Below are 6,891 nucleotides of genomic sequence, written 5' to 3' on the forward strand. Positions count from 1 at the left end.
GTGCTTCTAGAAGTTCCGCCGGTGCTTCAGCCTGGGAATGGCCACAGCAAACACCACAGCTGCCGCAAACCCCAGGACGCTCGTGGCCCACACACCCGCAGCGAGGGACACTGCAGCTGTCAAAGCCGACAACAGCACTGGCCCTCCCGTGGCTCCAGAGTCAGCGATGAAGCGCCAGATCCCAAGGAAGTGACTTCTTCCGTTGTCCGGTGAGAAGTCTGCGCCCAGAGTCATGATCAGGCCGGAACTTATGCCATTGCCGAATCCGATGAGCAGTGCAACCAAGAGCAACGGAATGAAGGCGCCCGTGAAAGGAATAAGCATCAAAGCCAGACCCATGATCACTGTGGACGGAACGGCCACCCACTGCCTGCCCTTGCGATCCATTAGCTTGCCTGCAGGGTAGAACACCAGCATGTCGATGGCTCCGGAAAGGCCAAAGATCAATGAGGCCTGCGTGGCATCCATCCCCAGGTGATCGGCCCAGAGCGGGATGACCACCTGGCGGGAGGCCCGTAGTGCACTCAGCAGAAGGATGCCAAAGCCAACGGACAGAAACACGCCTGCGTGGGAAGCGGCCACCTTACGCAAGGTAGACGCCGGAGGCACCTGGCCGCCGTCGGACAAAGTGGGACTCACCAACTCCGGAATGGTGAGCGACAATGCCGCCGCAGCCATCATGCCCACGAAACCGACCCAGTAGGCTCCGCTAATGCCAGCAAACTGCATGACGCCGGCGCCAATGAACGGACCGATGAAAATACCAATCCGTGTCACACCGCCCAACGTGGACAACGCACGGGCACGGAACGCGACCGGAACAGCCTCCGTAAGGTACTTTTGCCTCGCCAAGTTGAAGACGCTTGCCGACATGCCCACCAGCGTCATGGCGCCGGCCAGAAGCCAGACGCCATGCTCCATTCTGGGTGCAAAGGCTGCTGCGCCTAGAGCGAGAGCACCTGCCGCGCCGGCTCCCACGATCGACCATCGTTCACCGAACTTCATGGTGATCATCGAGGCCGGAATGTTAAACAGCCAGGATCCCAGTCCGATCAGCGTCACGATCAAGGCTGACACCGCCACGGAGGCTCCCAGGTCACGCGCCGATAGCGCAATGACCGGAAGAATGGCACCTTCGCCGATACAGAACAGCAACGCTGGGCCGAAGGCCGGAAGCGCTACGCTCCGGAGGCTGAAGTTTTGGTCTTCCCGGGTGGTTGTCATCCCTTTCATCCTAGAACTGCAACCCAGCCGCCTCGCAGTCGTTGTGGTTCCGGGGCCGGAACCACAACGACTGCTCGAGAGACTGGTTCAGCTCATCCAGTTAGCGGCGGCTGGCCACCTTTCGGCTGCCAGCTGCGGTCAGTGCCAGCCCGCCCAAGAGCAGACCTGCTGCCCAGATCGCAAGGGTCCCGTCCAGTCCAGTGTTTGCCAGCCCGCTGGAAACTCCGACGGCGGAAGCAACTCCCGCGGCCGGGGCACCTTGCGTCATGCCTGCGGTTATTACGGAACCGCCAGCTTCGACACCGGCAACACCGACTACATCAAGTCCGGCACCGACAGATCCTACGGTTCCGAAGTCTGCGCCGCCGAATCCCGCACCGCCGATTTCGGTTCCGGGGTTGTCAACGCCGGTTTCGCCACCGGCAGCGCCAAGGCCACCGCCGGTGGGCGAGTTAGCGATCGGCGGGGTTACAGCTGGCGGGTTCGCGCTCGGAGGATTTGCTACGGGAGGATTGGCAACAGGCGGGTTCGCAGCCGGTGGGTTGACCATTGGCGGGGTTACTGCGCCGACCGAACCGCCACCGATCCCTGCGGACGTAGAGCCTACGTTTACAGGAGCGGTGATAGGCGCCACCAACTGCGTACCTGAGACGATGCCCTTGGTACCGCTAGTAGCTGAGCCTGAAGTAGCTCCAGGTCCGGAAGTGCCAGACGTGCCTGCAGTCGATGATGATGAGTCACCCAACAGACCAGCCGATGCCGAACCAACCGTCACGGGAGCGGTCACCGGAGCCACAACCTGGGTCCCGGAAGCAACACCATCCGACCCACTCGTGCTGGCACCGGACGTACCAGCTTGAGCACCGTCAGCAGACGGACCAGCCGTACTGGCCGAGGAATCACCCAACACACCAGCCGACGTCGAACCAACAGTCACAGGAGCCGTCACCGGAGCCACAACCTGGGTTCCGGAAGCAACGCCGTCCGACCCACTGGTGCTCCCGCCGGAAGTACCAGTTTGCGAACTTCCAGCAGAAGTACCAGCCGTGCCGGCAGAAGAATCACCCAACACACCAGCCGACGTCGACCCCACCGTCACCGGAGCCGTCACCGGAGCAACAACCTGGGTGCCAGAAGCAACACCATCCGACCCACTCGTGCTCGAGCTGGCAGGAGTACCTGTACCGGCAGTGCCAGCCGAAGTACCGCCGACGTTCGATGACGAATCACCCAACACACCAACCGACGTCGACCCCACGGTCACGGGAGCCGTCACCGGGACAACAACCTGCGTCCCCGAAGCAACACCCTCCGAACCATTGGTGCTGCCGCCGGAACTAACAGATTGAGAACTTCCAGCAGAAGTACCAGCCGTGCTGGCAGAGGAATCACCCAACACACCAACGGACGTCGAACCCACCGTCACGGGAGCCGTCACCGGAGCAACCACCTGGGTCCCCGAAGCAACACCGTCCGACCCACTCGTGTTGGCTGTAGGAGCAGCAGCAGACGCGCTGCCATTGTTCGCAGGGGCGCCCGTGGTAGCCGATGAATCTCCGCCCACACCCGCGGCAGTGGCTCCGATGTTAACAGGGACCAAAATCGGAGCCACTACCTGAGCGCCGGATGCGATACCATCTCCCCCCGACGTTGTTGCCTGCGCGGGCGCTTGGGCCGGCGCAGAAGATGAAGCTGCCGGTGATGACGAAGCCGATGAGTCCCCCAGGACACCCGTCGACGTCGATCCCACGGTCACAGGGATAGTCACCGGTGCAACCACCTGTGTTCCGGAGGCTGCGCCTCCGGAACCACTGGTGTTGGCTGCCGGCTCCTGACTGCGTGGTGCAGTCGGAGCGGCTGTTGAAGCTGGGCTCGCCGCAGTGGAGCCCCCCAGCAGACCCACTGAGGACGAGCCCAGGTTTATGGGCGCCGTGACGGGAGCAACTACCTGCGTTCCGGAGCCGATGGCGTTGGAACCGCTGGTGCTGGCCGCTGGCGCTTTGCTCGAAGCAGGAGCATATGCAGATGTTTTTGAGGTTGCTCTGGAGTCCCCACCGAGGGCCAGGGATGTTGCCCCGACGTTGACCGGGGCGGTCACAGGTGCAACCACTTGTGAACCGGAAAGGAGTCCGTCCTTGCCGCTGGTCGTATCCGCTGCATTGGCGGCAGTTGCGCCGAGAGCCATCAGCCCTCCGGCGAAGCATGTGCCGACGAGGCACCTGCGTAATGTCGATTTCATTTGTGATCTTCTCCTGAAGGTCGTGTTCCCAAGGGACGTCCAAGTGCGGATCGTCCAACTAGCCGTATGCCGCATGTAGAGATGCGGCCGGGTGGGGAAACTAGTCAGGAGAAGAGCCGGGATCGAAGGAGACCGGCTTTAGATGCTGCTCATTGCTGGCCAGGGATGGACCAGTATGGGAATCTGCCGGCAAGGTGACTGCGCCTTGCAAGAATGCCGCTGCGGGGGCCGGAGGGCCATTCTGTGAGTTACCCGAGCCGGCCCCCGTCACGCCCAACGGTGCTGGGTCGGGGTCCGCCGGGAACTCCGCGGCGGGATCAGGACTCACTGCCCCCGGTGCAGCGCTTACGCCTTCAGTTGGCTCCGGTGTGAATCCTCGGGCAAGCAGCGAAATGGGTGAGAGATCAATTTTGAGTACCAGCGGTGTGGAACCTGGATGCTCCCCTGTGGAGTCGCCACCTGCAGCATCGGGAGCGGTCCCTGCAAGAGAAATTACGACGGCGGACGCTGGCATTGCGCCGGCTGTCGACTTCTCTGGTAGAACGCCTGCCGTGCCGCCGAGCACCGGCGGAGCCAAGGTTATGGGCCCAGCGGCCGGGGGCAGGAGGCCTTCAACGGGAGGGAGAATAGCTGGTGGGAGGACGGTATCCACCGCGTCGACGACCGGCTTGAGGATTGGATTGGTCACGTCGGTCACTGGTTCCAAAGCCACGGGTTCCAGAACATCGTTCACGCGAGGAACAGCAACTTCAACGCTGTCATCGACAGTCTCCGTGACGGGAGTGACGACCGTCTCCACGACGCTGACGACGGCCTTTTTCGGAACAACGTGATTGACGATCGGAACCGTTGCAAGAACTTCGTCCGTGGATTTGGTGACCTGCTTGACCACCGGCGTCACCACAGGCACGTGCACAGTGACGGGAGCACTCGGTACGACGCTCTTTACTGGAGCCGGCAGTGGGACGTCGGGAACCGGAACGCTGATAGACGCTGCGGAAGGCTTCGGTGCGTCAGCTCTTGCCGGTGATGCGCTCGTACCCTTGACGGCGGTTGTCGTCGGAGCAACCGCCTTGTTGGTCTGAGTGGTGACATCCTTAACAGCGCCGGTGACCGAAGAAACGGTGGACGATGCTGACGTCGTCAATCCACCTAACAGCGAATGCTTGTCAGAAGCTCCGGTATCAGCGCTGGCCGCCGTCGCAGATAGGGCCATCCAAATTGCGGTGCCAGCGCCAGCAACCATGACGGAGCGGAGAATCCGAGTGGCGCGCGGAATTGCGCGTATGGCCTTCATCCCGACACCCCCCAGGTAGCCGCAAACCGATGGTCGACTTCATCCTAGGACTGGAGTCAGCAATTAGTCCATGGGTGGGAGCACTCCAGATGGGAAAAATATAAGCAACCTTCGTTTATGACGAAGGGTAGAAGCCAGTCTTCTCGGGTCCGAAGTCCGGTGTCGCCAGCGAGCCGCCGGCTGCCCTTCCGTGAGGGGCGTTGGTTTCCTGAAGCCGCTTGATGAACCAGCGTGACTGTTCGGGACCGTACGGCAGAACCGGGACTGCTTTAGTGGCGTCCGTAGGCATGTCACGTATGGATTGGGTGGCCTGGCGCACCGCGGTGCTCATTGTGTCAGCCATGGTCTTCACGAACTGGTCGCTCGCCGGTTTTCCGTGCCCCGGAACCAAGTGTTCGTAGCGATGACGCAAGGCGGAGATGTGCCGCAGCACGTCGGCCCACTCTTCCGGGTACGAATCCTCGAAGGACGGGTGCGCGCCCTGTTCTACGAGGTCGCCCACGAAGAGCGTCGAGTTGGTGCCCACGAGGAGGTCACCGTCAGTATGGGCACGCCCCAAATAGAAAAGTGTGGCGGTGATCCCGCCCAGGTCCACAAGAACAGGCTGGTCGCGGACGATGGCATTCGGAACAACGATTTCGACGGCGTCACCCTCCCCGGCAGCCATCTCAGGTTCATTGGTTGCCACGAAGCGACGCTGGTTGTCCCCGTCGCGTTCGATGGTCGCCGCGCAGTTGGCATGCGCCCAGAACTCCGTCACGCCCTCGTCGGCAAAAACGGCATTACCAAAGAAATGGTCGTAGTGTGCGTGGGTGTTGACTACCACGAGCGGGAGCCGTGTCTTTTCGCGGACTGCCGAAAGGATCTCACGGCCTTGGCGAGGGCCACATCCGGTGTCGATGACCATGGCGAGCTCATTGCCCACCACTAGCCCGGTGTTGAGTAGGGACCCTTCGGTTTCCAGCATGTAGTTGTTGGGTCCGAGTTCGTGCCAAGCTGACAATGAGTTCTCCGTATCCAGTGCAATCCGGCCATGTTCAGGCCTCGATTCTACCCATTCAACCTGCGAGGGGACTGGAAGGCTGGCGGGCATCCGGCGTCAATTCGCCATTGGAGCTTGTTACAGCGGCCCGCCATGGGAAAAGAAGCTCTTCCAGTCCAAGGCCGGGTCCGTGACCTTCGCGATGATGCTGCGGATCTCCTCCGCCGGAGGATGCCGGTGCCCGATCCCCCAGTCCGAACTCAAGATGGTTCGGACGCGGTTGCTGCCTTTCAGGGACTCAAGGAACGGTTCCATGTGGTTGTCAACATGCGTGTCAATGCTGTTCTGTACGTACAACACATAGTTCTCGAGCTTGCCGCCGTAGTGCTGTCGAAGGTCCGAGCATATGCGGTCACGGAACACTGCGTCGTGCTGCTCCGGAGTTTCGGCACCAAACGCTGCCCTGGTGTAGCTCCGCTGATTCTCGTAGCCGAACTTGGCGAGGTTGGTTTGGGGGTTGATTGCCAGCGCAAGCGAATTGGGGAAGAACTTCGAGTAGAACAGCGAGGCAAAGCCACCTGCCGATAGTCCCCAGAACAGCGTCCGCTCACCATTCGCCGACTCGATCAGCTTCCGCAAAATTACGGGAAGCACCTGCTGCAGCGGGAGCCCTGCAGTACCGGCGTGCCACGCAATCCGAACGTCGTCCCCGCTGTACAACCCAGGATCAGACACGAAGATCTTGTTTGCTTCGTTGTCTGACGTCAGTTTGCGACCGTAAAACATCGGCAGACGGGTGGGCTTCTTGGAGAACTCAGGGTGAAAAGTTACAACGGTTGTCGGGGCACCCGCCGGGACATACAGGATCTCTATGGGTTGCGGACCGTCGATCTCGATGATTCCGGCTTGGGGATCACTTGCCAGGAATTCTTCAACGCTCTTGTAGGAGTGAACCTCACGTTCGTAGCGCTGAAGATCCCGACGGGAGAGATTGGACGAAACGGCAGAACTCATGGGTACCAGCTTATGTCGGACTTGATTGGCGCTAAGCCTGTGCGCGGACGAGTGCGAGGACGCGGTCGCGGATTTTTTCCATGGTGGGCTGGTCTTTGGCTTCGGCGTTCAGGCGCAGGAAGGGCTCGGTGTTGG

The 6,891-nt window shown here is 61.3% G+C and carries 8 protein-coding genes; 2 read left to right on the forward strand and 6 right to left on the reverse strand.

The features are described from left to right. Positions 1 to 6 precede the first annotated feature (6 nt). Positions 7 to 1,224 (reverse strand): MFS transporter, encoded by a 1,218-nt coding sequence (locus tag AB0N65_RS13955; protein ID WP_364162464.1) that lies wholly within the window; start codon positions 1,222 to 1,224, stop codon positions 7 to 9. A gap of 100 nt (positions 1,225 to 1,324) precedes the next feature. After that, on the reverse strand, positions 1,325 to 1,858 hold the full coding sequence (locus tag AB0N65_RS13960) for a hypothetical protein (protein ID WP_364162466.1): 534 nt from the start codon (positions 1,856 to 1,858) through the stop codon (positions 1,325 to 1,327). A 412-nt stretch (positions 1,859 to 2,270) separates the two neighbouring features. Here AB0N65_RS13960 and AB0N65_RS13965 point away from each other — a divergent pair, with 412 nt between their 5' ends. Together AB0N65_RS13965 and AB0N65_RS13970 are read left to right on the forward strand one after the other, a co-directional pair. Next, positions 2,271 to 2,573, forward strand: coding sequence for a hypothetical protein (locus AB0N65_RS13965; RefSeq protein WP_364162469.1), 303 nt, complete (start codon positions 2,271 to 2,273; stop codon positions 2,571 to 2,573). A 24-nt stretch (positions 2,574 to 2,597) separates the two neighbouring features. Then, positions 2,598 to 2,843 carry a hypothetical protein gene (locus tag AB0N65_RS13970; protein ID WP_364162471.1) on the forward strand — a complete coding sequence of 82 codons (246 nt, stop codon included), beginning with the start codon at positions 2,598 to 2,600 and terminating at the stop codon, positions 2,841 to 2,843. Between the two features lie 720 nt (positions 2,844 to 3,563). Here AB0N65_RS13970 and AB0N65_RS13975 read toward each other — a convergent pair. The 4 genes from AB0N65_RS13975 to AB0N65_RS13990 all read right to left on the reverse strand — a co-directional run. After that, positions 3,564 to 4,610 (reverse strand): hypothetical protein, encoded by a 1,047-nt coding sequence (locus AB0N65_RS13975; protein ID WP_364162474.1) that lies wholly within the window; start codon positions 4,608 to 4,610, stop codon positions 3,564 to 3,566. Positions 4,611 to 4,875: 265 nt separating this feature from the next. Further along, positions 4,876 to 5,763: an MBL fold metallo-hydrolase gene (locus tag AB0N65_RS13980; protein WP_364162477.1), complete on the reverse strand. Its 888-nt coding sequence runs from the start codon at positions 5,761 to 5,763 to the stop codon at positions 4,876 to 4,878. Positions 5,764 to 5,880: 117 nt separating this feature from the next. Continuing rightward, positions 5,881 to 6,756 carry a hypothetical protein gene (locus AB0N65_RS13985; RefSeq protein WP_364162480.1) on the reverse strand — a complete coding sequence of 292 codons (876 nt, stop codon included), beginning with the start codon at positions 6,754 to 6,756 and terminating at the stop codon, positions 5,881 to 5,883. Between the two features lie 31 nt (positions 6,757 to 6,787). Beyond that, positions 6,788 to 6,891, reverse strand: a 104-nt coding sequence (locus tag AB0N65_RS13990) for a hypothetical protein (protein WP_364162492.1), incomplete at its 5' end; no start/stop codon positions are given.

It is taken from the genome of Paenarthrobacter sp. NPDC089322 (genome assembly GCF_040684895.1).
Lineage (GTDB): Bacteria > Actinomycetota > Actinomycetes > Actinomycetales > Micrococcaceae > Arthrobacter.

Excerpts from the sequence above, each read along its gene's own strand:
- AB0N65_RS13955 (WP_364162464.1), bottom strand. The coding sequence starts at position 1,224 with ATGACAACCACCCGGGAAGACCAAAACTTCAGCCTCCGGAGCGTAGCG.
- AB0N65_RS13985 (WP_364162480.1), bottom strand. The coding sequence starts at position 6,756 with ATGAGTTCTGCCGTTTCGTCCAATCTCTCCCGTCGGGATCTTCAGCGC.